The 24297-nt window shown below is 57.9% G+C and carries 22 protein-coding genes; 12 read left to right on the top strand and 10 right to left on the bottom strand.

The window, feature by feature from the left end:
• Positions 1-71: 71 nt before the first annotated feature.
• Positions 72-1211, top strand: a complete 1140-nt coding sequence (locus tag ACN0XM_RS12810; RefSeq protein ID WP_417567327.1) for an acyl-CoA dehydrogenase family protein — start codon at positions 72-74, stop codon at positions 1209-1211.
• A gap of 472 nt (positions 1212-1683) precedes the next feature.
• Positions 1684-2211, top strand: a complete 528-nt coding sequence (gene ppa, locus ACN0XM_RS12805; RefSeq protein WP_417567326.1) for an inorganic diphosphatase — start codon at positions 1684-1686, stop codon at positions 2209-2211.
• 79 nt (positions 2212-2290) lie between these two features.
• Here ppa and ACN0XM_RS12800 read toward each other — a convergent pair whose 3' ends face one another.
• Positions 2291-3343 (bottom strand): DUF2333 family protein, encoded by a 1053-nt coding sequence (locus ACN0XM_RS12800; protein ID WP_417567325.1) that lies wholly within the window; start codon positions 3341-3343, stop codon positions 2291-2293.
• 7 nt (positions 3344-3350) lie between these two features.
• Positions 3351-5351 carry an EAL domain-containing protein gene (locus ACN0XM_RS12795; RefSeq protein WP_417567324.1) on the bottom strand — a complete coding sequence of 667 codons (2001 nt, stop codon included), beginning with the start codon at positions 5349-5351 and terminating at the stop codon, positions 3351-3353.
• Between the two features lie 198 nt (positions 5352-5549).
• Here ACN0XM_RS12795 and ACN0XM_RS12790 point away from each other — a divergent pair, with 198 nt between their 5' ends.
• The 10 genes from ACN0XM_RS12790 (at position 5550) to purD (ending at position 16400) form a co-directional block, all read left to right on the top strand.
• Positions 5550-7160 (top strand): diguanylate cyclase, encoded by a 1611-nt coding sequence (locus ACN0XM_RS12790; RefSeq protein WP_417567323.1) that lies wholly within the window; start codon positions 5550-5552, stop codon positions 7158-7160.
• A 274-nt stretch (positions 7161-7434) separates the two neighbouring features.
• Positions 7435-7875: a type II 3-dehydroquinate dehydratase gene (gene aroQ, locus ACN0XM_RS12785; RefSeq protein ID WP_417567419.1), complete on the top strand. Its 441-nt coding sequence runs from the start codon at positions 7435-7437 to the stop codon at positions 7873-7875.
• A gap of 27 nt (positions 7876-7902) precedes the next feature.
• Entirely contained in the window at positions 7903-8358 is a 456-nt protein-coding gene (gene accB / locus ACN0XM_RS12780) for an acetyl-CoA carboxylase biotin carboxyl carrier protein (RefSeq protein ID WP_417567322.1), read from the top strand.
• Positions 8359-8376: 18 nt separating this feature from the next.
• A complete protein-coding gene (gene accC / locus ACN0XM_RS12775) occupies positions 8377-9723 on the top strand; it encodes an acetyl-CoA carboxylase biotin carboxylase subunit (protein ID WP_099618703.1) in 1347 nt (448 codons plus the stop codon).
• Between the two features lie 2 nt (positions 9724-9725).
• Positions 9726-10622, top strand: a complete 897-nt coding sequence (prmA, locus tag ACN0XM_RS12770; RefSeq protein ID WP_417567321.1) for a 50S ribosomal protein L11 methyltransferase — start codon at positions 9726-9728, stop codon at positions 10620-10622.
• Between the two features lie 61 nt (positions 10623-10683).
• A complete protein-coding gene (locus ACN0XM_RS12765) occupies positions 10684-11889 on the top strand; it encodes a DUF3426 domain-containing protein (RefSeq protein ID WP_417567320.1) in 1206 nt (401 codons plus the stop codon).
• A gap of 224 nt (positions 11890-12113) precedes the next feature.
• Positions 12114-13112, top strand: coding sequence for a tRNA dihydrouridine synthase DusB (gene dusB / locus ACN0XM_RS12760; RefSeq protein WP_417567319.1), 999 nt, complete (start codon positions 12114-12116; stop codon positions 13110-13112).
• Positions 13109-13426: a DNA-binding transcriptional regulator Fis gene (gene fis, locus ACN0XM_RS12755; RefSeq protein WP_417567318.1), complete on the top strand. Its 318-nt coding sequence runs from the start codon at positions 13109-13111 to the stop codon at positions 13424-13426. The genes dusB and fis overlap by 4 nt, the downstream gene beginning before the upstream one ends.
• Positions 13427-13511: 85 nt before the next feature.
• Complete coding sequence (gene purH / locus ACN0XM_RS12750; protein ID WP_417567317.1) at positions 13512-15092, top strand: bifunctional phosphoribosylaminoimidazolecarboxamide formyltransferase/IMP cyclohydrolase; 1581 nt, start codon at positions 13512-13514, stop codon at positions 15090-15092.
• A 12-nt stretch (positions 15093-15104) separates the two neighbouring features.
• A complete protein-coding gene (purD, locus tag ACN0XM_RS12745; protein ID WP_417567316.1) occupies positions 15105-16400 on the top strand; it encodes a phosphoribosylamine--glycine ligase in 1296 nt (431 codons plus the stop codon).
• 74 nt (positions 16401-16474) lie between these two features.
• On the opposite strand, the gene ACN0XM_RS12740 is transcribed toward purD, so the two are convergent.
• The 8 genes from ACN0XM_RS12740 to ACN0XM_RS12705 all read right to left on the bottom strand — a co-directional run bounded on the left by ACN0XM_RS12740 (position 16475) and on the right by ACN0XM_RS12705 (position 24226).
• On the bottom strand, positions 16475-16846 hold the full coding sequence (locus ACN0XM_RS12740) for an acyl-CoA thioesterase (protein ID WP_417567418.1): 372 nt from the start codon (positions 16844-16846) through the stop codon (positions 16475-16477).
• Between the two features lie 84 nt (positions 16847-16930).
• Entirely contained in the window at positions 16931-18061 is a 1131-nt protein-coding gene (locus ACN0XM_RS12735; protein ID WP_417567315.1) for a zinc-dependent alcohol dehydrogenase family protein, read from the bottom strand.
• Between the two features lie 33 nt (positions 18062-18094).
• A complete protein-coding gene (locus ACN0XM_RS12730; protein ID WP_417567314.1) occupies positions 18095-18769 on the bottom strand; it encodes an ABC transporter ATP-binding protein in 675 nt (224 codons plus the stop codon).
• 1 nt (position 18770) lies between these two features.
• Positions 18771-19544, bottom strand: coding sequence for an ABC transporter ATP-binding protein (locus ACN0XM_RS12725; protein WP_417567313.1), 774 nt, complete (start codon positions 19542-19544; stop codon positions 18771-18773).
• A complete protein-coding gene (locus ACN0XM_RS12720) occupies positions 19541-20485 on the bottom strand; it encodes a branched-chain amino acid ABC transporter permease (protein WP_417567312.1) in 945 nt (314 codons plus the stop codon). Before ACN0XM_RS12720 ends, ACN0XM_RS12725 begins: the two co-directional genes overlap by 4 nt.
• Complete coding sequence (locus ACN0XM_RS12715; protein WP_368422857.1) at positions 20485-21384, bottom strand: branched-chain amino acid ABC transporter permease; 900 nt, start codon at positions 21382-21384, stop codon at positions 20485-20487. The genes ACN0XM_RS12720 and ACN0XM_RS12715 overlap by 1 nt, the downstream gene beginning before the upstream one ends.
• Positions 21385-21448: 64 nt before the next feature.
• On the bottom strand, positions 21449-22768 hold the full coding sequence (locus tag ACN0XM_RS12710; RefSeq protein WP_417567311.1) for an ABC transporter substrate-binding protein: 1320 nt from the start codon (positions 22766-22768) through the stop codon (positions 21449-21451).
• Positions 22769-22855: 87 nt separating this feature from the next.
• Positions 22856-24226, bottom strand: coding sequence for an ABC transporter substrate-binding protein (locus ACN0XM_RS12705; protein ID WP_417567310.1), 1371 nt, complete (start codon positions 24224-24226; stop codon positions 22856-22858).
• Between the last annotated feature and the right edge of the window lie 71 nt (positions 24227-24297).

Here is a 24297-nt window from a genome sequence, read left to right as displayed (position 1 = left end):
CAAGCGCTTGCTTGGTGCCGAAAATTGCGCGACACTGCCTCCCATTGATTCCGATCATAGGGAGCTTCACCGTGTCCGATTACTTCAACGAAACTCACGAACAGGTGCGTCAGACAGCCCGAAAGTTCATCAATACCCACGTTCTGCCCCACATTGATGACTGGGAAGAAGCCGGTGAATTCCCGCGGGAGCTTTATCAAAAAGCCGGCCATGCGGGCCTGCTGGGCATTGGTTTTCCGGAAGCCCTGGGAGGCGTTGGCGAAGGCGATATCTTTCTGAAGGTGGCCGCTTCCGAAGAACTCATGCGCTCCACTTCCGGGGGCCTCGTTGCCGGCCTTGGCTCGCTGGATATCGGTCTGCCCCCGGTCGCCAAATGGGCAAAAAAGGACATCCGTGAACAGATCGTTCCGCCCGTGCTGCGGGGCGAAAAGATCGCCGCCCTCGCCGTTACCGAGCCCGGCGGTGGTTCCGATGTCGCCAACATTAAAACCAGGGCTGTCAGGGACGGTGACCACTACATCGTCAACGGCAGCAAAACTTTCATAACCAGCGGCATGCGCGCCGATCACTACACCGTCGCCGTCCGCACCGGGGGCGAAGGCCATGGCGGAATCAGCCTGCTGCTCGTTGACCGGGACATGCCCGGGTTCTCCACTGGCAGGAAGCTCCTCAAAATGGGCTGGTGGGCCAGCGATACCGCTGAGCTCTTCTTCGAGGACTGTCGTGTTCCTGCCGATCGGTTGATCGGCGCTGAAAACGCCGGTTTCCTTGTCATCATGAGCAATTTCCTGGCCGAGCGCTTGAGCCTCTCCATCATGGCCTACATGACCGCCCAACTCGCCTACGAAGCTGCCATCGACTACACCAAACAACGCCAGGCTTTCGGCCGCAGTATTGCGGGCTTTCAGGTGACGCGGCACAAACTGGTGGATATGGCCATCCAGATCGACGTGGCCCGGGAATACACCTACCGCTGCGCCGCCCTGATGCAGGCCGGCAAGAACCCGATCAAACAGGTGGCCATGGCCAAGAATTTCTCGGTGGATGTCTGCGAAAAAGTCACCCGGGAAGCGGTTCAACTGTTCGGAGGCATGGGCTACATGCGGGAAACCGTCGTGGAGCGCCTTTATCGGGACGCGAAGATTCTCTCCATCGGCGGCGGCACCACCGAAATCATGAAGGAGCTCATTGCCAAGCAGATCAAGCTCTGAGCTATCGGTTCCACGTTCGCCCTCTTGTCCTGACCCAGCCTGCCAGTTTTGGGGGCGGGCCGTATCAGTGGCTGTTCCAAAACACGCTACAAGCACGTCCATGTGCGCTTGTTTCGGGCCATCCATGGCCCTCTACAGTTTTGGAACAGCCACTGACACGCCCCGTTCGAGCCCTGAGCGATCAGCTTTCTATTGATCTCCCTTATCTATCAGGGATTGCTTTTGAGTGTTGCTCAGAGGCCGGGGCGGGTATCTGGCAGGGCTTTCCGAAAACGTGGAGCGCCAGGGATGGCGCGACCGAGCCCTACATGGACGTATTCACGGGCGTTTTTCGGAAAGCCCTGCCAGATAGCCGCTTGCAACCAACTCAACGACCAAGGTTTAGTTTCGAACTGCAGGCGACTCCCGTATAATTGCGTCCACTTTTTAATCGCAGTTAAACGTACCTTTAACGTATCAGGAAGGATCGCACATGCAATTCGAAAACATCCCCGCCGGCAAGAACCCGCCTGAAGACATCTACGTTGCCATCGAAATCCCGTCCAACAGCTCCCCGGTGAAGTATGAACTGGACAAAGACATGGGCGCCCTGCTGGTAGATCGCTTCATGGCCACCCCGATGTTCTACCCGGCCAACTACGGCTTCATCCCGCACACCCTGGCCGACGACGGCGACCCTCTGGACGTGCTGGTTGTTACTCCCTACCCCGTCCAGGCTGGCTCTGTGATTCGCTGCCGCCCGGTTGGTGTTCTGAATATGGAAGACGAGGCCGGCGGAGACGCCAAGCTGGTGGCTGTACCTCACGACAAGCTGACCACGACATACCACAACGTGCGGGAAATCACCGATCTGCCCGAGCTGCTACGTGACCAGATCCGGCACTTCTTCGAGAACTACAAGACGCTTGAGCCCGGCAAGTGGGTCAAGGTTCAGGGTTGGGACAACGCTGACGCGGCCAGAAAAGCCATCGTGGATTCCGTGAACGCCTACAAGGGCTAATTCGGAAATTCCAGGGCATAAAAAAACCGGGCATGCATCACGCCCGGTTTTTTTATTTCTGCCAACCTGGGTTGGGGCTTCAGCCCCGAGACAGCAGATCCCGCATATCACTGATGGCCGCGCTGGCCCTTGAGAGATAGGCCGCCATGGTCAGCGAGTGGTTTGCAAGTACGCCAAAGCCGCTGCCGTTCAGTACCACCGGGCTCCACATAGGGCCCTGGGCACCCTCCAGCTCAATGATCACCTGCTTCACACTGGACAGGGCATTTTTGTCCTGCAGCACCTTCCGGAAGTCGACTTCAATAGCACGGAAGATATGCAACAGGGCCCAGGAGCTCCCCCGGGCTTCGTATAAAACATTATCAATCTGGGTCCAGGGCGTTTTCACATCAACACCCCCAGTTTCTTCCTGTAGCGGGTTGTCAATGTCCACGTTGGCCACTGCATCGGATACCGAGGCCTTGCCGACACTCTCACCCAGTGTTCTTGAGAGGCTGCCGATTCTGGTTTCCAAGTCTGCCAACCAGTTTGCCAGATTGTCCGCCCGGGCGTAGAACTGGGCGTTGGCCTGTTCCGGATTGGACAAGCGGTTGAGGTAGCGTTTCAGCGCTACAATGCCGCGGCGGTACTCCGCTTCAGTGGAGGGAATTGCCCAGCTCCCACTGTCAAAATGGAACTGCGGCTCTGCAATGGTCAGGTCCGGATCCTCCGCGGACTGGCTCTGGGAGCGGGCGATATCCCTACGCATGGCCCGGGACAGGTCCCGGAGCTGCACCAGTACGCCGAATTCCCAGCTGGGCATGTTATCCAGCCAGACACCAGGCGGAAATATATCGTTGGAGATGTAGCCACCGGGCTTTTCAAGCAGGGTTTCCGCGATCCGGATCATCGTCACCGTGGTCGCGAAACCGGTGACGGGCTCACGCTCCATTGAATTGGCTACAGAGCGGGTATGCTCACGCACCGAAAACGAATCCGGTTCGCTGCTCCAGTACATGCCGAGGACGACCGACACCAAGAGATAGACCGCCAGCAACACCAGAATGAGTTTGCCAATAACACCGCTGCCCCCGGCATAATCCTGAACATCGTCTTTCTTGTCCCTGAAGTACTGTCTGATTTTGCCTGGCATAAGACTTTTAATCCCCTGTCTGTTGGTTGTCAGCGGCAAACGGCCGACCAAGATGGTAACCCATGGCTCCGTCTATACCCAGCGTACAGAGTACCGAGTATTCCGCCGCAGTTTCCACTCCTGTGGCAAACACCTTTACCCCGCGGCTGTGGGCGATGGCGACCACCGACTCCAGATAAAACCGGTTATCCTCGTGAGTATCAATGTCATGAATGAAGCTGTTATCGATACGCACGCCCTGAAATCTCAGATTTCTCAGGTAACTGAATGGCACGCCCCCGACACCGAAGCGATCAACCAGAACGGGCACGCCGAGTCGTCCTAGCGCCCTGACCAACAAGCCCACTGCAGTTCGATGATGATGAATTGTGTGTTCGGAAATCCCGACCCAGAGATTACGGGCCAGCGAACTGGCCTGTTGAAGCTGTGTTATCAGATCCGAGCGAAACGTTTCGCTGGCAACAGAGGCGTTGCCCAGAGAAATTGCCAGTGGCTGATCCGGCAATTCTGCCAGTCGCTCCAGCACCCGCCGGATCAGCACACGGTCGAGATCCGCAATCAGGCCAAATCGCTCCGCCAGAGGCACAAAGGTGCCTGCTCTCAGGGCGCCTTCTACAGACTCGATTCGGGAAAACACCTGATAATAGACGGGCATCAGCCGACCTTCATTCACCATGGGCTGAAGCCAGAGTGACAGATTCTGCTGATGAATGGCCTCACTGATAATGACCCGCCAGGTTTCCAGATTGTGGTGGCCATCCTTTTCCGGGTCTGCAAGATGGCAGCCGGACTCGGCCCTGCCTTGGGCATTGCGCAGTGCTTCATCGGCCGTGGCCAGTAAATCCCGCGCGCCACGGCCCTCGCGGGTTTTCGCCAGGCCCGCGTGCACCTTGGTATCCATCGTCGGCGCCAGGTCGGCGTATATCCCATCCAGTTCGGCAACCAGTTGCCGGCACCAGACGCCTCCATCGGCGGGCATTACGCCGGGCAGGAACACGACAAACTCGGCACCGGCTCTTCTCCCCGCAAAAGCGCCTGCATGGAGCGTGACGAAATCGGCAAGCACACTTGCGACACGCAGAAGCAGCCGGTCCGCCTCGTCTCTGCCGAAAGACTGGTTGTAGTCGGCGAAGTCGGCCAACTGAATGAGCATCAAAACCCCCGTCGCTGCCTTTTCCTCGGATTCCACTTCCACTTTCAGGCGCTGATCAAACGCACTCCGGCTGGCCAGGCCGGTGACCGGGTCTTCGTTATTGACCCGGCGCAAATGCTGGATGAGCCGAGCCTGCCCCTCAAATAATTGACCGAGGTCATCCGCCATCTGGTTGATGGCATCAGTTACCCGATTGATTTCCCGGGTCGACTTGATCGCTACCCGTTTGCGGAAATCTCTCTGCCCAAGCGCCTGCGCCTGGACTTCCAGGGCATGAAGGGGACTCAGGGAACGACGAAGCAGAACAAACAGCGCAAACAGACCGATGCCGCCAATAACAGCTGTAGTCGTCGTCAGACCCACGGTTATTCTCCAGAGGTCCTGGTAGGCACGGCCGGGGTGACTAATAACCTGCACGGTTCCCAGCCGGCTCCAGCCACGGACAACTTCCGCTTCGGCGACTGGCAATGGAAGATCCGCAAGCACCCGGAACCAGGAGGGCACACCGACATCACTAAGGGTCATGGCCCGGCCAGCGACCTGCTCATCCTGAAGGTTCAGATAAGTGATCGACAGGTACCGCCCGCTGTCGAAAACGGCATCAATCAGTGATGCGGAGGCGACCGGGTCACGTCCATCAATGGCGTTGGAAAGAGACAGACCGATCGCCGTTGCCCCGTCCCGGGCATGGCCCGCCAGCTGATCCGAAACATAACCCCGAAAATAGCCAATACTGGTAATAAACACCGCCACCAGAAGCAATACCAGCAAACTGCCAGTAAACACCAGAAGGATTGTCCGCAGAGTAACCGCACCCTGCTGCTTCCTGTTTATGGTGATTTGCTTCCTTGCCATGAGGAGCTGCTCCGGATTGGCTGTGAGCCAGCCGGCCAGGTGATTGTGACCTGCACCGCAGAGTTGACAAACATTTACAGTGCACAACCTACGCCGACAACATTAAACACTATAGACTCTGCAAAAGGACTAAGGTTGAAAAATTGCCCGCACCGGGGAAGGACGCCCAATAATGAAAAAGAGACAGGCCGGAGCAACATGAACGACGAAAGCCAGAAAGAAAAACTCAGGCAGCATTTCGCACGCCGTGTAACAACCCAGGCCCGGGTTGTTCTGGATACCTGGCAAAAGATTCACGAGGACCGTGAAAAGGCGGCGGCCCACCGCGGGGAATTCGCCGCCGCAACAGACAAATTGGTCCGTTACGCCCAGCGTTTTGAAATGGTCAGCCACGCTGAAGCGGGTCAGACCATCCTTGAACTGATCAACCACTGGGAGACTGGCTCGGCGCTGGAGGAGACCATGGAACGGAAACTCCAGGATGCCATTGAAGCCCTCTCCCAGAGCACCCTGCGCCGGACAGACCGCAACAATTCCGAAGCACCTCACCAGTTCCGTCGCACCCCGGTTTACATTGCCCTGGCCAATCAGGAGATGGCAGGCCGCCTGATCCGTCAGCTCGAATTTTTTGGCTTCCGGGCCTCAGCCTTTGCCAGCGCTGAAGATCTGACCGAAGCCTGCGCCCTCCACAAGCCGGAAACCATTCTGGTAGACGTTAACTTCGGCGGTACTCCCAGTGCGGGCATCGCCACCATTGAACATCTGCAGGAACGTCACGACACGCCCATTCCGATCATCTTCATGAGTGACGAGGACGGTTCCATCGAGACACGCCTGCAGGCTTCCCGCTGTGGCGGCGAGGAATTCTTCTATCCGGCGGTTGATCCGGGCCAACTGATCGAGAAGATCGAAACCTACACCCATGGCAATACAGTGGAGCCCTACAAGGTACTGGTGCTGGACGACTCCCGGGCCCAGGCCAAATACATGGAGACGGTGCTGAAAAAGGCGGGCATGACCGCCCACATCATCACTGACCCGATGCAGATCATTCATGCCCTGGAGGAGTTTTCTCCGGAGATCATTATCCTGGACATGTACATGCCAGGCTGCACAGGCATGGAAATCGCCCGGGTTATCCGTCAGCAGGACCGGTTCCACAGCGTCCCGATCATTTACCTGTCGGCGGAAGAAGATGTCAGCAAGCAGCTCCACGCCATGAGCCTGGGCGGTGACGACTTCCTCACCAAACCGATCGACCCCAAACACCTGATCGCCACTATTCATAACCGCGGACGGCGGGCACGCTCGCTGCTGGCACTGATGATCCGCGACAGCTTGACCGGGCTGTTCAACCACACGCACACCCTGCACCTGCTGGATCAGGAAATAGTCCGGGCGCGGCAGAAAGGGCAGCCTCTGTGCTTTGCGATGATCGACATCGATTATTTTAAGAAGGTGAACGACACATTTGGCCACCCGATTGGGGACCGCGTGCTGAGGAGCCTGTCGATGTTCCTCAAGCAGCGCCTGCGCAAAACCGACCACATCGGCCGCTATGGTGGTGAGGAATTCGCCATCATTCTGCCCAACACCCGCCCAAGCGATGCGCGGAATGTGCTCAACGAAATTCGCGAACGCTTCTCGGAACTTCAGCAACCCGCGGGGGACAGGGAATTCAATGTCACCTTCAGTTGTGGTATCGCAGACTGGAATGAAGAGACCTCCCAGGCCCTTTGCGAGCGTGCAGACCGAGCTCTATACAGCGCCAAGGAAGTTGGTCGCAACTGCGTCACTCTGGCGGACTGATATTCCCGTCCTCCCGGGTAAGGCCCAGCCCTTGCCCGGCGCCCGCCATTTATGAAACCAACGTCGTATAGAAGTTCCTGCCATCGTTCACGACAATGATTGTCATCAACGGAAAGATCCCGTTTCGCTTCATTTGCCGTCTTTTTACGACCAATGGACAACAGGGAAGATTGTCAAAAAGTGTTGATCTGAGGGAAACAAGCACGCACCATTGGGGGAACTTGCCGTTAATTTCGGCGATCCTGTTATGAAAGACATTAAGGCAGACAGAACCATGTCGACAATTCTCGTGCTCCATGGCCCCAACCTCAACATGCTCGGCAGCCGCGAGCCAGAGGTCTATGGTTACGAGACACTGGCGGATATCGACGACCGGCTGCGGACGTTGGCGGCAGAGAAAGGCCATCACCTGTTGCACCTGCAGTCAAACGCCGAATACGAATTGATTGAGCGGGTTCACGAAGCCCGGGCGGAAGGCGTGGATTTCATTATTATCAATCCTGCGGCTTTCACTCACACCAGCGTTGCCCTGCGGGATGCCATGCTGGCTTCGGGGATTCCCTTTATCGAAGTGCATCTTTCCAACGTGCATGCGCGGGAACCGTTCCGGCATCACTCGTATTTCTCGGATATCGCCGAAGGCGTTATCTGTGGGCTGGGCAGCCAGGGGTACGACCTCGCACTTCAGGCCGCCCTGAAACGCATTCACCGATAGACTTGACCAAACGGGACTGGACTGACTATGGATATTCGCAAAATCAAGAAACTGATCGAGCTGCTCGAGGAATCTGATGTCGAGGAGCTGGAGATTCATGAAGCCGACGATTCGGTGCGCATCTCGCGTCGCCGCGAACCGGCCCCTGCCCCCCAGTACATGAGCCATTATCCGGCGCCGCAAGCGGCACCTGCCCCGGCCGCGTCGGCTCCGGCCGCTGAAGAATCGTCAGCGCCAGCAGCTCCGACCGTCCACACCCTCAAATCCCCGATGGTGGGCACCTTCTATCGCTCCCCTTCTCCCACAGCCAAAGCGTTTGTGGAAGTCGGTCAGACCGTCAATGTGGGTGATGTGGTCTGCATCGTGGAAGCCATGAAGATGATGAACCAGATCGAGGCTGACAAGAGCGGAACGATCACCGAAATTCTGGTCGAGAATGGCCAGCCGGTAGAGTTTGACCAGCCCCTGGTCGCCATTTCCTGAACGGGGTGATAGTTACTCATGGCCATGTTAGAGAAAGTACTGATCGCAAACCGGGGTGAAATTGCCCTCCGGATTCTGCGCGCCTGTAAGGAGCTGGGTATCAAGACTGTGGCAGTGCACTCACAGGTCGATCGTGATCTGATGCACGTACGCCTGGCAGACGAGTCGGTCTGTATTGGCCCCAACAGTCCAACCGACAGCTACCTGAACATCCCGACCATCATCAGCGCGGCAGAGGTTACCGACTCCGTGGGCATTCACCCCGGCTACGGCTTTCTTGCAGAGAACGCCGATTTTGCCGAACAGGTTGAAAAAAGCGGATTTCGTTTTATCGGACCGAAGGCCGAGACCATTCGCCTGATGGGCAACAAGGTGTCTGCCATCAACGCCATGATCAAGGCCGGTGTTCCCACTGTGCCTGGATCAGACGGCCCACTCGACGACGATGAAGAGCGGACACTCCGTATTGCCCGGGAAATCGGCTATCCGGTAATGATCAAGGCCGCGTCCGGCGGTGGTGGTCGCGGCATGCAGGTGGTTCACTCGGAAGCGGCTCTGCTCAAGGGCGTCCAGATTACCCAGAGCGAAGCCAAGAATGCCTTTGGCGATCCGACGGTGTACCTGGAGAAATTCCTGGAAACACCCCGGCACGTAGAAGTTCAGGTGCTGGCTGACATGCACGGCAACTGCATTCACCTGGGTGACCGCGACTGTTCCATGCAGCGCCGCAACCAGAAAGTTATTGAGGAAGCCCCGGCCCCGAACATCAACCAGGAATCCCGGGAGCGCACCCTCAAGGCCTGCACCGATGCCTGCAAGGAAATTGGCTACGTTGGCGCCGGTACCTTTGAGTTCCTGTACCAGGACGGGGAGTTCTTCTTCATTGAAATGAACACCCGGGTCCAGGTGGAACACCCGGTCTCCGAAATGGTGACGGGCGTGGATATTGTCCGCGAACAGCTGCGCATTGCCAGCGGTCTTCCCCTGCAATACACCCAGGATGATATCCGCATTTCCGGGCACGCCATCGAATGCCGGATCAACGCGGAAGACCCGAAAACCTTCGTGCCGAGCCCGGGCAAGGTCACACACTTCCACGCACCTGGCGGTAACGGTGTACGGGTCGATTCCCATCTGTACAGTGGTTACACGGTACCCCCCTTCTACGACTCCCTGATCGCCAAATTGATCACCTGGGGTGATGATCGTGAGATAGCACGGCGGCGCATGAAAAATGCGCTGGACGAACTGGTGGTCGAGGGCATCAAGACCAACCAGCCCCTGCATCGAAGATTGGTACGCGATGGCGGCTTTAAACAGGTAGACTTCACCATCCACTACCTCGAGAAACTGATGCGGGATTAATCATGCCCTGGATACAACTCCAGATCCCGGCTGATCCGGATAACGCGGATCAGCTGGAGGATCTGCTCATGGAGATGGGCTCTGACGCCGTCTCCATGGAAGATGCCGCCGACCAGCCCCTGTACGAGCCGGACCCCGGCACCACGCCTCTCTGGAGCCAGACGACTGTCACCGGCCTGTTTGACTCCGACCGTGACATTGAGCAGCTGTGCGCCGATGTTCGGGATGCCTGGCACCAACGAACCCAGCAGGCTCTCCCGGAAATCGAAGTGACACTGGTTGAAGACAAGGACTGGGCACGGGCCTGGATGGACGATTTCCACCCCCTGAAATTTGGTGAACGGCTCTGGATTGTCCCCAGCTGGCACGACGCTCCGGACCCGGACGCCGCCAATCTGATACTGGACCCCGGCCTCGCCTTTGGGACCGGCACCCATCCCACGACCGCCCTCTGCCTGGAATGGCTGGATAGGCAGGACGTGCAGGGCAAGCAGGTCATCGACTATGGCTGCGGCTCAGGCATTCTTGGCTTGGCGGCCCTGCTACTGGGCGCAGACCATGTCATTGGTGTCGATACTGATCCCCAGGCCCTGGAAGCCAGTCGGGAAAACGCCCGCCGGAATGGCGTCGATGAGAGCAAGCTGGACCTCTTTTTGCCAGAGGATGAGCCCAATGTTCAGGCAGACGTGATGCTGGCAAACATCCTGGCCCAGCCATTAATCGGCCTAGCGCCCCATCTTGCGGCACGGACCAGGCAGGGCGGTGACCTCGTGCTGTCTGGCATTCTGTCTCATCAGGCCCGGGACGTGATGGCGGCCTACGAGCCCTGGTTCGTTATGGACGAACCCGAACAGCGTGAAGAATGGATACGCCTCACAGGACGGCGCAACGACAGATGACGAATACGGTCTTAACGACTAAACTCCGACACTTGTAGCCCAGTCGCTTTCAGGAAGAAGCATGACCCAAAGCAGCCTGCAGACACAGTGCCCGAATTGCCAAACCCGCTTCCGGGTAACCGACGAACAGCTTGGCATTGCCAAGGGCAAGGTCCGCTGCGGGAGCTGCATGAGCGTATTCAACGCCATCGAGCACCAGGTCATTCCCGCCTCCGGTCAGAAAGCAGGGACGTCAACCGCCTCAGAAAGACCGTCACCCCAGTCACCAGCATCGGACTCCTCCGGAGTCAGCGAGGAAGATTTCGTCTTCGCCGACAACCCTGAAGAAGACGCAGCGGAAGGCCGTTATGCCGGCACCAAACTGACCTTTTCCGACGACGAGCTCAGCGATAGTTTCCGGAGCTTCGACGAACGCGAAGCAACGGATTACAAGGATGCCGACACCGACACCTCGAACGAGGACGTGGATGAAAGCTGGGCAGAAGCCATCCTGAAAGAAGACGAACCGGCATCCCGGAAACAGGCACCTGCTCCGCGCTCCGCACCAGCACCTAAACCCGAACCCGAGCTTCGGGTCGAGCAAGAGCCCGTGCCCGATATCGCACCATCGCCGGCTGCCGCCGCTCCGGAGCCCGCAAAAACGGATGACCCCTTTGACGACTTTGTTGACGAGTCCGGTTTTGATTTCGATGAGCCAGATCGCCCCGGGGGCTCGTTTCATGCCGAGCCGCCCTTCAGAGATCTGCGACGAGACCCGATTGGCGCTGAACCCGGCAAAGGTGGTGGCATCCGGACTCTGGTCTGGAGCCTGATTGTTCTGTCTCTGGTGGGGGTTCTCGTCGCCCAGGTTACCTGGTTTCAGTTTGATCGCCTGTCGGCCATTCCGGAACTACGACCGTTTTACGAGAAAGGCTGCGAGCTGGCAGGCTGCAAACTCAAACCACTGATTAACGTCGACGCTATCCAGAGCAGAAAGCTGGTGGTAAGGACCGACCCGGATAACCGATCCCAGCTCGTTGTTGATGCGGTCATCATCAATCGCGCCGACTTTGAACAGCCATTCCCGGCCATTGCCCTGACGTTCTCCAACCTCAACGGCGATGTGGTTGCACAGAGCGTGTTCACACCCGATGAATACCTCGCCGGGGAAGGCAAAGAGCTGAACGCCATGCCGACTGATACGCCCGTGCGAATTGCGATCAGCATCCGGGACCCGGGCCGCGATGCGGTGAACTACAACATTCTGTTCCGCCCCCATTCACCCTGATTCAGCGGGCACGCATCTTCTCAACAGGCACCGCCGACGGCCATTGCGCAGAACAAAAGTCAACCAGAAAGAGCGAAAAATAATCAGTTTTTTCGCCCTTCAGCCCCTTCAATCAAAGTGCCCCCGGCGGTATCATTAGCGCCCTTCGGATACTGGATCGGTTATTTATTGAACAACCGCTCAGATCCGGCCTTGCTTAACCCGCTGTGACACGGACTCAGATCATGCTGCCAACGGCAAAAATCGGGCCGTACACGTTGCCCAATCCCTTGATTGTTGCGCCCATGGCTGGCGTAACAGACCGTCCATTCCGGCTATTGTGTCGAAGACTCGGTGCCGGCCTGGCAGTGTCGGAAATGGTTATAGCGGATAGCAAGCTCTGGCATACGCGCAAGTCCAGGACACGCCTGAACCACGAAGGCGAACCGGAGCCCCGCTCGGTGCAGATCGCCGGCGGTGATCCGCAAATGCTGGCCGACGCCGCGCGACAGAACGCCGAGTTCGGGGCCCAGATCATCGACATCAATATGGGCTGTCCGGCCAAGAAGGTTTGCAACAAAGCGGCGGGCTCAGCACTGATGAAAGATGAAGCCCTGGTGCGCGAAATTCTTGAGGCGGTGGTCAGCGCGGTCAAGGTTCCCGTGACCCTGAAAATGCGTACCGGCTGGGACCGGGACAACCGCAATGCGCTGGTTGTTGCCCGGATGGCTGAGGATGCCGGCATACAAGCCGTGGCCATCCACGGCCGGACCCGGGCGGACAAATACGAAGGAGCGGCGGAATACGACACCATTGCCGATGTAAAATCCCGCGTAGGGATTCCGGTGTTTGCCAACGGTGACATCACATCCCCGGAAAAAGCCCGGGAAGTACTCCGTCACACCGGCGCCGACGGTTTGCTGATCGGCCGCGCGGCCCAGGGCAGCCCCTGGATCTTCCGGGAAATCCACCATTTCCTGGAAACCGGCCGCCACATGCCTGCCGCGGCGCTGGACGAAGTGGAGGAGATCCTGAGCGAACATCTGCAGGCCCTGCACAGCTTCTATGGCGAAATCATGGGTGTGCGTATTGCCAGAAAACACGTGGGCTGGTACCTGCAGTCCCATGACCCAGGCAAACAGTTCCGTAAACGCTTCAACGCCATCAACGAGGCGCTGGAGCAGCGAGACACGATTCAACAGTATTTTGCAGGCTTACGAAATGGAGAGGTATTCGCAGCATGAGCGCTGAGACTTTGGCAAACGATAACCTGAGCACCCCGGCAAACGATGATGTCCATCAGTTGCAGACGGTGAACAGCAGCGGCAATAGCGTCACTTTGCGTGACAGCGTTGAGGTTGCCCTGAAAAACTACTTCGCCCAACTGGATGGTGCTCCGGTCACCGAGGTCTATCAGCTGGTTCTTTCCGAAGTGGAAGCGCCGTTGCTGGAACAGGTGATGAAGTACACCCGCAACAACCAGACCAAGGCTTCCACCATGCTTGGGCTGAACCGCGGAACCTTGCGCAAGAAGTTGAAGCAGTACGGTCTGCTATAATCCAGACACCCTGACTAAGATGAGGGCCTCCCGGACACCATTCGCGAGGCCCTTATTCGTTCATCTCCAGCGAAGAAAGTGACCCATGGCAAATCAGGCTAACACCTCCGTCCGTCGCGCACTGATCAGCGTGAGTGATAAAACCGGCATCGTCGATTTCGGACGTGCCTTGACCGAACGCGGCGTTGAGCTGCTCTCTACCGGTGGAACCTACCGCCTTCTCAAGGAAAACAAGGTGCCGGTAACGGAAGTCTCCGATTACACCGGCTTCCCGGAGATGATGGATGGCCGGGTAAAAACTCTGCACCCTAAGATCCACGGCGGCATTCTTGGCCGACGGGGCACTGACGATGCCGTGATGTCCGAGCACGGCATCAGTCCCATCGATATGGTCGTGGTCAATCTTTACCCCTTCGAGGAAACTGTGGCCAATCCGGATTGCGATCTGGCAACAGCCATCGAGAATATTGATATCGGGGGCCCGACCATGGTTCGCGCGGCCGCCAAAAACCACAACGACGTCGCCATTGTGGTGAACGCGTCCGATTACAGCCGGGTTCTGAAGGAGCTGGATGCCAACGATGGCCAGTTGGGCTACAGCACCCGTTTTGATCTGGCGGTCAAGGCGTTCGAGCACACCGCGGGTTATGACGGCGCTATCGCCAACTACCTCGGTGGCCGCACCCCGGACAACGACAACGCCGACTTCCCGCGAACCTTCAATGCCCAGTTCGTAAAAGTTCAGGATATGCGTTACGGCGAGAACCCGCACCAGCGGGCCGCCTTCTATACTGAACGGAATCCGAAGGAAGCCTGCGTTGCCACCGCGAAACAACTGCAGGGTAAGGAGCTGAGCTACAACAATGTGGCGGATACCGACGCGGCTCTCGAATGCGTAAAGCCCTTTGCGGACCCCGCCTGCGTGATCGTCAAGCATGCCAATCCCTGTGGTGTCGCGATCGGTGCTGACATCCACCAGGCTTACGATCTGGCCTTTGCTACCGACCCCACGTCCGCGTTTGGAGGCATCATCGCCTTCAACCGTGAGCTGGACGCTGAAACTGCTAAAGCCATCATCGACCGCCAGTTCGTGGAAGTCATCATTGCACCCACCATTACCCCCGATGCCGTGGAACTGGTCTCTGCCAAGAAGAACGTGCGTCTGCTGGCCTGTGGCGAGTTGGACAGCGAGCGTGCCCGCTCCATGGATTACAAGCGGGTGACCGGCGGCCTGCTGGTGCAGGACCGGGACCTGGGCATGGTGGCCATGGAAGACGTTAAAGTAGTGACCGAGCGGCAGCCCTCCGAACAGCAACTCAACGACCTGCTGTTTGCCTGGGAAGTGGCAAAATACGTCAAATCCAACGCCATCGTTTACGCCAAAGCCGGACGCACCATCGGTGTCGGCGCTGGCCAGATGAGCCGCGTTTACAGCGCCAAAATTGCTGGCATCAAGGCCGCCGATGAAGGCCTGGAAGTGAAGGGCTCGGTCATGGCCTCCGATGCCTTCTTCCCGTTCCGGGACGGCATTGACGCCGCTGCAGCAGCAGGCATCACCGCGGTTATCCAGCCCGGTGGTTCCATGCGTGACCAGGAAGTGATCGATGCGGCCAACGAGCACGGCATTGCCATGGTCTTCACCGGCATGCGCCATTTCCGGCATTAAGGGATTACAACCATGAATATTCTAGTGATAGGGAATGGCGGACGCGAACACGCCCTGGCCTGGAAAGCCGCCCAATCCCCCGAGGCAGATCGCGTGTTTGTGGCTCCAGGCAATGCGGGCACCGCGCGTGAACCGGGTCTGGAAAATGTCGACATCGACGTCATGGATCTGGACGGCCTCGCCAGTTTCGCGGCAGCCAACAACGTGGGACTGACCATTGTCGGGCCGGAAGCACCGCTGGTCGCCGGCATCGTCGACAAATTCGAGGACCGGGGCCTGCGGGTCTTCGGCCCCAGCGCCGGTGCGGCCCAGCTGGAAGGCTCAAAAGCCTTTACCAAGGATTTTCTGGCTCGGCACAAGATCCCAACTGCAGGCTACGGTAATTTTACCGATGTTGGCGAAGCCTTGGCCTATGTGCGTGAACAGGGTGCCCCGATTGTGGTCAAGGCCGATGGCCTGGCCGCCGGCAAGGGCGTGATCGTTGCCATGACGCTCGCGGAAGCCGAAGACGCGATCCGCGACATGCTGGCAGGGAATGCCTTTGGCGAGGCCGGCAGCCGGGTGGTGATTGAGGAGTTCCTCGAAGGCGAAGAAGCCAGCTTCATCGTGATGGTGGACGGTAAGCACGTGCTGGCCATGGCCACCTCCCAGGATCACAAACGGGTTGGCGATGGCGACACCGGCCCCAATACCGGTGGTATGGGGGCGTATTCTCCGGCACCGGTGGTGACTGCCGATGTGCACCAGCGCATCATGGATGAAGTAATCTATCCAACCGTCCGTGGCATGGCATCCGAAGGTCACCCTTACAAAGGCTTCCTGTACGCCGGCCTGATGATTGACAACAGCGGCGCTCCGAAAGTCATCGAGTTCAACTGCCGCTTCGGAGACCCGGAAACCCAGCCGATCATGCTGCGAATGAAGTCCGATCTGGTGGCACTGTGCAGTGCCGCGATTGATGGCAAGCTCGACCAATGCCCTTCAGAATGGGACGACCGTGCCTCTGTCGGTATCGTTCTGGCGGCCGGCGGCTACCCGGGCAGCTACAACAAGGGCGATGTCATCTCCGGCCTGCCCGGGACCGATGTCGACGGCGAGAAGGTGTTCCACGCCGGAACCCGCCTCAAAGGCGATCAGGTCGTTACCAACGGCGGGCGGGTGCTGTGTGCCACCGCCCTTGGCGAGAGCGTCACCGAAGCCCAGAAACGCGCCTACAAACTGGCGGCCCGCATCCATTGGGATGGCGCATTCTATCGCACGGACATTGCCTATCGGGCCATTGCGCGGGAGAAATCCGGGCAGACCTGACCAGGGAATCCCATCAAAAAGTCCGGTGCCACCGGGCTTTTTGATGGTTGGTATTCAAGGATGCAGGGCCCGCGTCAGGACACAAGGATGCGGACAAGCGCCGCACGAATCTTTTCCGGGATCGCAACAGAACGCTCCTGCTCACGATCAACAAACACATGGACAACCTGACCAAAGGCAACCGGGTCCAGATTGCCTTTCTTAAACACGCCAATCTCGTATGTCACTGAGCTGGTTCCAAGCTTTATCACCCTGAGCCCCGCCTCCAGTGCATCCGGATAGGCCACCGGTTTTTGGAACTGGCAGCTGGAGCTGACAACGTATCCAACCACCGGCGCATTATTGATATCCAGCCCACCAACCTCAATCAGGTATCGATTAATGGTCGTGTCAAAGTAGGAGTAGTAGGTCACGTTATTCACATGCCCGTAGACATCATTATCCATCCACCGGGTGGTGATGGGGTACAGAACGTCAAACTCATCTCGTCCCACTGATTTCTCCGTTTACCAGTTTTATGGTGTTATGGCTTAATCAAACAAAACCACCTGACGAACGGCCTTGCCAGAGGCCAGCTTCTCAAACCCTTCATTGATCTCGTCTAGCGTCAGAGTGTCGCTCAGCAATTTGTCCACCGGCAGTTTTCCCTGGCGGAACAGGGTGACATAACGGGCAAGATCACGAACCGGTACACAGCTGCCCACATAGCTCCCCTTGAGAGTACGTTCCTCCGCCACGAGGCTGACCTGCTGGATAGACACCTTCTTTTCCGGGTGGGCCAGGCCACCAGTGACGGTGGTTCCGCCACGGCGAGTGATCTGGTAGGCGAATTCCAGGGCCTTTTCCGACCCGGCCATTTCAATGGCACAGTCGACGCCGCCGCTGGTCAGTGCCTTGATCCTGTCGACACAACCCTCTTCCCCGGAATTAAAGACGTAGGTGGCACCGAGCTCTTTGGCCAGTGCCAGCTTGCTGTCATCCAGATCAATGGCAATCACCTCGCCCGCACCAGCCACCAGGGCTCCAAGCACGCTGTTGAGGCCAACACCACCGAGACCGACCACAGCGACAGTCTGGCCCGCACGGATATCTGCCGAGTTAATCGCAGCGCCCACACCTGTCAGCACGGCACAGCCAAACAACGCGGCGTGGTGCAGGGGCAGATCGGCGTCTACCTTGACCAGCGAATCCCGCGACACCACCGCGTGGTCTGCAAAGGCGGATACCCCCAAGTGGTGGTTCACCGCGGTGCCGTCCGCCCGATGCAACCGGTGCTCACCGCTGACCAGGGTTCCGGCGTTGTTGGTTTTTGCCGCCGGCTCACACAGGGCCGGGCGGCCTTCTGCACAGGGTGCACAGTGACCGCAGCTGGGTACAAACACTGCAACTACATGGTCGCCTTCCTTCAGGTCGCGGACACCGTTGCCCACTGCCTTGACGATACCGGCCGCTTCGTGGCCCAGTGCCATGGGCACAGGCCGCGGGCGGTTTCCATCAATAACCGAAAGATCCGAGTGGCACAGGCCGGCTGCCTTGATCTGGACCAACACTTCATTGTCACCGGGCGGAGACAGTTCCAGCTCCTCAATCACCAGGGGCTTTGTGTCCTGGTACGGACGCTCCGCCCCGATGGCTTGCAATACTGCGGCTCGAATTTTCATGGCGTATTTCCTCAGTCGGTTTCTGTTCTATGGTCAGGTCAGTGGCGCAGACGGATCCTTTCGACCAGCGGATACGGATCCGCGCTCAATGCGCCAGGTGGCGTCGACCAGATCAGCGGAGTGACTATCATCGGATTCCGCGATCAGTACCGTCAGGCCCTCTGCGCCCAGGTCGGCAATGACCTCGGACAAACGCCGGGCCAGGACCGGTGCGACGCCTTCAAACGGCTCATCCAGCAGAATCAGTTCCCGACCCGGAATCAGCGCCCGGCCCAGGGCCACCAGTTTCTGCTGGCCGCCAGACAACTGCAGGGCCTTTCGCTCACCGAAGTCGGCAATTTCGGGCATCAGCGAATAAACCCATTTCAGGCGTTCTTCACCATCATTGATTTTATTGGCCCAGGCCGGCATCAGCATGTTCTCCGACACAGTCAGGTCCGGTATCAGCCTACGGTCCTCCGGCATATAACTGATGCGTAGATTGGCCCGTCGGTGGGACGGCAGTTTGCTGATGTCCTGGCCCTTGAAGGTGATGGATCCCCGGGTCGCAGGCAGAAGACCCATAATGGCACGGATCAGCGTGGTCTTGCCGGCGCCATTATGGCCGATCAGGCCTGCCATCTGACCTTCCGGAATACTCAGGTTAATATCCCGGAGAATTCTGATACCCTCAATGGAAACGTCGAGATTGGCAATTTCAAGGCTCATTTCAGGCGTCTCCTTCGGTTTTGGGCGTCTTCGGCTTGCCGGTCACAAGTTCCTGTACCTTCTCATCCGCCAGCACTTCGTCCACCGGGCCGTCCTTGATCACAATGCCACTGGCAAAGGCCAATACCCGCGTAACGTATCGCTGAACAATTTCCATGTCATGCTCCACGAATAAGACTGTCAAGCCACGCTGGCGAACCGCCTCCATCACGGTATCCATCAGGGCATATTTCTCTTCCATGCTGACACCGCTGGTGGGCTCATCCAGCAGCAGCATCCGCGGGCTCCCCAGCATGGCGATGGCAATATCCAGCAGTTTGCGTGCTCCCTGAGGCATGGCGGTAACCATTTCGTCACGGTAGTGGGAGATGTTCATCTGGGCCAGAATTTCTTCGGCCGCTTCCAGCCGCTTTGGCGTGCGCACTGGCCGAATCATCTGGAACTGTTGGTGGTCCGCCGCCGCCAGGGCAATGGCCAGGTTGTCGACAACCGGAAGTTCCAGAAACAATTGCGGAATCTGGAACGACCGGGTCAATCCCTTTCTCATCAATTTGCGTGGCCCCAGGCCCTTGATAGCCTTACCCCCGAAATCAATGGTGCCGCTGGACGGTGGCAGGTAACCGGTCACCATATTGATGAAGGTGGTCTTCCCGGCGCCATTGGCGCCGATTACCCCGACAATTTCCCCCTCGGTGACGGTTACATTGATGTCTTCAGCAGCTGTCACCGCGCCAAAATACCGCGACAATCCAACGGTTTTGAGAATCTCAGTCATGAGGCCACCCCTTTCTTGCGGGTAAACAGGCTCCAAATGCCTTTGGGTAGGAAGAGAATGATCAGCAGCAGCACAATACCCAGGATCATTTGCCAGGCGTTGGGCGCCAGCTCAATGGCATAGGTTCTTACCAGGGTGAAGATCAACGCGGCGATAAAGGGTGCCGCCACGTGTCCTGTACCACCGAGGATGGCGATGAACACGAACTCGCCGGAAATAGTCCAATAGGCCATGGTGGGATCGACATGGCCAGCGGCCAGGGCAGTCATTGAGCCGCCGATAGAGCCGACCGCAGCCGCAATCACATAGTTGATATAGAGCACCTGCTTGCGCGACACGCCCATGTACTCAACCCGCACTTCGTTTTCCCGGATCGCCTCACAGGCCAGGCCGAGACTGGAGCGGAAATAACGATTGAGAAACAGGGCAACCCCCAGAGCCAATCCGAGGGCCAGCAGCAGGGCGATCCTGGAACTGCTCTCACCCGAACCAGGCGAGAAGCCTAGAATGGTCCAGTCCACAACACCGAAACCGTCTGTACTTCCCAGCCAGTGGCTTTTCACCAGAAGCCCGTACAGAATCATTGAAAATGCCAGGGACAACATGGCGAAGAATATTTCCCGATAGCGCGTAACAAGCAGTCCCAGAATCATGGCAACGCCAACCGTCACCGCCACACCCAGAACAATCAACAGCAAAGCATCTGTTATACCCAGATAACGGCCGCCCAAGCCCACTGCGTAGCCGCCAAGACAGTAGAACAGCCCCTGACCAAACGACACCAGGCCCGCTCGCATAAGCATGACCACCCCCATCACCACCAGAGCGGTGGAAATAGCCAGAGTGGCGGTAAAAATAAGCCAGTTCGGAACCACCAGTGAGGCCAAGGCAATGGCGACGGCGGCACCTATCAGGGAAATTTCGCTTTTTTCCAGGATCATCAGATTTTCCTCGCAATCACCTGGCCAAACAGGCCATGGGGTCGGAAGATCAACACTCCAGCCATCACGGCGTAAATGATGAAGAGTTCCAATTCGGGCATGGTGTGGATGGACGTCGCTCGCGCCAGACCGACGATGACAGCCCCCACGGCCGCACCGGTGATGCTACCCAGGCCGCCGGTCACCACGACTGCAAAGGCCAGAACGATAACTTCAATCCCGAGCCCCGGTACCACGGAGATAATGGGAGCCGTAATACCACCGGCGATGGCGCCCAGAGTTGCCCCGATCATGAAGGTGATAGTGAACATGCGACGCACGTTAACACCCATGGCTTCGGATACTTCCCGATCGTGGATGATGGAACGCAGGATCTTGCCGATCCTTGTACGCTCAAGCCAGAACCACAAGCCCACGCCAATGACTACCGAGACCGCCAACACCAGCAGGTCGTAACGGGATACGGTCAGTACATCAATGTTGATTCGGCCGAGAGCGGCATAGGGTTGGTACGCAAAGTAAGGTGTCGTGCCCCAGATCAGCTTCATTACGTCTTCGAGAATCAACAGCACGGCAAACGTAATGAGCAGCATCAGGATCTCATCGCGACCATACATCAGCTTCAGTATGCCTCGCTCAATGGCCAGCCCGGTCAGCGCGCCAATCAATATCGCAGAGGCTGCGATAATGGCAAAAGCCATAACCAGATTCTCTCCGCCCCCGGCGTAATACCAACCCAGTGCCGAAGCGGCGGCATAGGCCCCGAGAGCATAAAGGCTGCCGTGAGCCATGTTCAGAATTCTCATAACGCCGTAGATGACTGTCAAACCTGCCGCCACCAGAAATAACCAGGACGCGTAGATGAAGCCGTCGATCAATATTGCCCAGACCGTTAACATCAGTGTGTACTCCTGTTATCGAACCACCGACAGCTCTGAAGGCTGCCGGTGGTTGATCAATGGATCAGTTACAGTCGACTCCCGGGAAGCCTTCCTTGATCCATTGCTGGGCATCATACCCATCCGGAGCTGACACACACTCGCCAGGGTAAGACCGGATGTTGCGCAGTTCAGCCTTACCATTCTCGAAGTGGTATTCACCGTACGACATGGGCTGCAGGGCTTGATGACCACCCGCCAGGGCCATGCGCACGGTGCCGCTGACGGATTCGAATTCGGCACCTTTGAGCGCTTTTGCCAGCTGCTCTGAACTGGGCACACCATCGGCGCCAGAACTATCGGCGGCGAACTTCAGGGCCAGAATGGCTTGAGCGGCCTTGGAGGCAGGGTAGCTTGGAGGTGTTCCATGCTCAGCAACATAAGCTTTGGTAAACCATTCGCTCAAGTCATTCTTCGGCATGAAGCCGCCGAAGGGACCGCGACCACCCAGGATCGTGCCATTGGGCGCCTGGCCGTCAAAGCGGTGCAGGCCGGACTCTCCGGTAGTAAGAATAGCCGTCGCTTGCGAAAGCAGGCCACGCACGTTTGCCTGAGCGGTGAAGGACTCCATATCCCCACCCCACATGGACGAGTGGACGATGTCCGGACGCTGGGTCTGAAGTGCAGAAATTTCAGTGCTATAGCTGCCCTGGAAAAGCTGCGGCGTCTGGTTATTGACGATCTCAGCCTCTGGCATCAGCTGCGCCATGGCCAGGGTAAAATCCTGCCAGGAATCCTGGCCCCAGGCGTAGTTCTGCTGGATACCGGCAATCCGCACAGCATCAGGGTGGGTTTCCGCCAGATACCGTGCCGCACCCACGTTATCCGCGACTGCGTCGAGGCCGGTACGGAACATGTACTGGGGATCTTCAATCTCCTGGAACAGGCGTGAAGTGCCGCAGTCGAAGGCGATGGTGAACATCTTCATTTCTTCCGCCACCGGCCCGATCGCCAGACAGTCGCCTGACGAGATATAACCGATCACCGCATCGACATCCTGGCGCTGAACCAGATTCCGGTACTCTTCAACCTGCTTGGTAGGACCACCGGCCTCATCGACGACGACAGATTCGAGTGTCAGGCCATTAACGCCCTTGGTGTTATAAGGCGCTGGCAGACTGCCTTCGTTGATCGCCTTGATAACAATATCCGCGCCCTGGGCAGCAGGCACACCGAACGGGCCCGAGGCCCCCCCCGAGAGGAAGGTTACGAACCCTAACTTGAACGATTCCTGGGCACTGGCGGTTGCCGCCATACCCATGACACCGGCTGAAACCATGGCCACCGACGTTGCGGTGCCCAGAAGCGTCTTTTGCCAGACCGGACGTTGACTTGAACTTTTCATATTGTTCTCCTTGATTGTTGTTATCTGTCGTACTTCAGGTTGTTCTTTTGTTTTGCCTTCTTTGGGTTGAGCAGCTGCCAATAACGGTCAGCCACCGGATTCACCGCGTCGCTTTTTCACCAAAGCGGGGGACGGTTTCAGGGATTCAGCGTCGTAGACAACCCAGTTGCCCAACATGACCCGGGCAGGTGGGTATTGATCATTGGCCACCGGCGTTCCAATGGCCTGGGCCTGAACGATCTGATGGGTGTCCGGATCGATGTAGGAAACGTAACCCTCGGGATCTTTAGGCAGGGGGATTTCGAGCCCTTCCAGGGCCTCGATCATGGCGTCGGTATCAGTCACATCGCCGGCAATACGGATCGCCCGCGCTATGGCCAACATGCCAGCGTAGGCCCCCTGGGCGGAATAGCTCGGGTAACGGCCGGATAACTCGTGAAACCGGGTAACGAAGCGCCGGTTTCGCTCCGTATCCGGCCAGTTCACGTGATGACGTGCAGACAGAATAAGCCCTTGAGGTGGATCATCCTTCAGGCTTACCAGGGTTTCGTAATCTCCGCCGGCATCAAAATTGGCCACACGCATGCGGCTGAACAATTGCGTGGTACGGGCCTGCTCCAGGAAAGCAATAAAATCACCACCCCAGAGCGAGACCACCAGTACATCCGGCGGGGACTCCAACAATGACTGGATGAAAAGCGAGTAGTCCGGCTCGTACAGTTTTGGCCAGTAGGTACCGGTTTCCTCGTAGGTGGTACCGTTCTGATTCAGGGCTTGCCTGAGATCCCGCCAGGCAACCCGGCCATACTCATAATCAGGCCCCAGAAAGGCAAGCTTCTGCCAACCGGTTTTCTCCTGCAGTTCTGCCAGGTAACGGGCACCGGCTGCGTGTGAATACCAAGTATCACTCGACACCCGGAAATAGTAGCGATGCCCTTCCTCAAGAGAGGCTCGTGACGACGCATGGTCAGTCCCCACCATAATGGTCTTTCGCTGTTTCGCGATTCTGCTGACCGCCATACCCACGCCGGAACTGACCATGCCGCAGAGAATGTTTGCGTCATCCTGCTGAATGAAATCTTCGGCCATCCGCACTGCGAAGGATGCTTTGGAGCGGGAGTCGTCCACGATCACTCGCAGACGCGGAGCGTCGGGGTCGGAGGCTAGTTCTTCAAGAGCGAGCTGGATGGCAACGATGCTGTCACGACCAAAACTGGCCGAACGGCCCGTCATCGGATACATGCAGGCAACCGTGGCGTCGGCGTGACGTTCTTCTGCTCCCAGCTCGACCCTGCCCACTGGCGGAGCCGATGGCTGGGCCACTGTATCGGCGAGAGGCGCACCACTGACCAGCAGCACGATCGCTGCAACCCAGGTGCGCCACGGCCGCGGGTACAGCCAGAAACAAGGCAACAGGGTCGGCACTGCCTGATACAGGCGGGTGTTCGGTCCCGGCAAGTCAGCCTCCCGAGCCGGTCGAGTCCGGCGTGTGGTTCTGAATTATTTTTGTAAACCAGTTATCAGGATGG

Origin of the sequence: Marinobacter sp., assembly GCF_048269445.1 — a bacterium.
Classification (GTDB): domain Bacteria; phylum Pseudomonadota; class Gammaproteobacteria; order Pseudomonadales; family Oleiphilaceae; genus Marinobacter.
This window is presented reverse-complemented; position numbering and strand designations above follow the sequence as displayed.